Origin of the sequence: uncultured Campylobacter sp. (genome assembly GCF_938017705.1) — a bacterium.
Lineage (GTDB): Bacteria > Campylobacterota > Campylobacteria > Campylobacterales > Campylobacteraceae > Campylobacter_B.
This window is the reverse complement of sequence record NZ_CALIIS010000110.1, coordinates 1-1,078: the sequence shown is the minus strand read 5'-3', so window position 1 is coordinate 1,078 and position 1,078 is coordinate 1. Positions and strand designations below refer to the sequence as shown.

The 1,078-nt window shown below is 47.1% G+C and carries 1 protein-coding gene, 1 pseudogene and 1 CRISPR repeat array; the gene and the pseudogene both read left to right on the top strand.

What is annotated here, in order from left to right; genetic code table 11:
- The coding region (locus tag Q0605_RS05505) for a DUF935 family protein (RefSeq protein WP_298704955.1) at positions 1-449 on the top strand (449 nt) is incomplete at its 5' end.
- Positions 433-870: pseudogene (locus Q0605_RS05500) on the top strand (phage minor head protein); the annotation flags it as partial. The gene Q0605_RS05505 and the pseudogene Q0605_RS05500, both read left to right, overlap by 17 nt.
- A gap of 12 nt (positions 871-882) precedes the next feature.
- Positions 883-1,043: direct repeats of the CRISPR family, unit length 30 nt; unit sequence GTAGAATTCCATCCCATTGGGAATTGAAAC.
- Between the last annotated feature and the right edge of the window lie 35 nt (positions 1,044-1,078).

The window sequence follows — 1,078 nt, the reverse complement described above, 5'->3', positions numbered from 1 at the left end:
CAAATCTAAACATTCAAATCGAAAAGGATGTGGATCTGCTCCAGCGCGCACAGATGCTTCAAATTTTGCACGAACTAGGCTATGAGATGAGCGTAGAGGATATGGCAAAGGAGTTTGACCTGCCTCCGAGCGCAAAAAGCGCGCCGAAAAATACGGAAGGTAAGCCAGCCGCACAGACGGACGCAGATAAAAATTCTGCGAATGCGACAAAACAGGGCAAATATCTTACAGAGATAGAGAGGCAAACCGCGCAGCACGATTTTAGCGCCGCAAGCTCGCAAATTTCATCATCCGTTAAAAGTGTGGTAGATAAAGCCCAAACCTACGAGCAGGCTTATGAGATACTTGCAAAAAATCCGCTAGGTTTTAAGCTTAATGCGCTGGAGGAGGAGCTATTTCGGGTCATAGCAAACGCTGAAATTTTAGGCGCGGATGACGATGAATATTAGCTTTTTCGATCCGCCGCAGCAGGTCGTACAATATATCAAAAAGAAACGGGCGGAACTTCATTTCGATTATGACGAGATTATGCACAAGGCGCATCATCGCGTCTTTACGGTTGCCAAGATCACGAGGCTCGACCTTCTGAAAGATATTCAAGATAGCTTAGCTCTTGCCGCGCAAAAGGGGCAAGGATTTGATGAATGGAAGCGCGGTATCAAAGACACCCTAGCGCGCAAAGGCTGGCTCGGAGACGTAGTCGTAACCGATCCAAAAACGGGCGAGCAAAAGCAAATTTACGTAGGCGATCGCAGGCTACGGAATATCTATAACACTAATATGCGAGTAGCCTATGCCGCTGCGCGCTACCAAAGTCAGATGAGCTCGGATCTGCCGTATTTTCGTTATGTCGCGGTGCTGGATGATCGCACCAGGGCGAGCGTAGAATTCCATCCCATTGGGAATTGAAACATTTTAAATGGCGCCCCGTGCGGGCGTCTTATAAGTAGAATTCCATCCCATTGGGAATTGAAACTAATCCTGTAAAAACTTCCGTTGTCTGTCAATTTTGGTAGAATTCCATCCCATTGGGAATTGAAACTGGTTTTGTTGAGCGGCTATGCCGACGACAATAAGT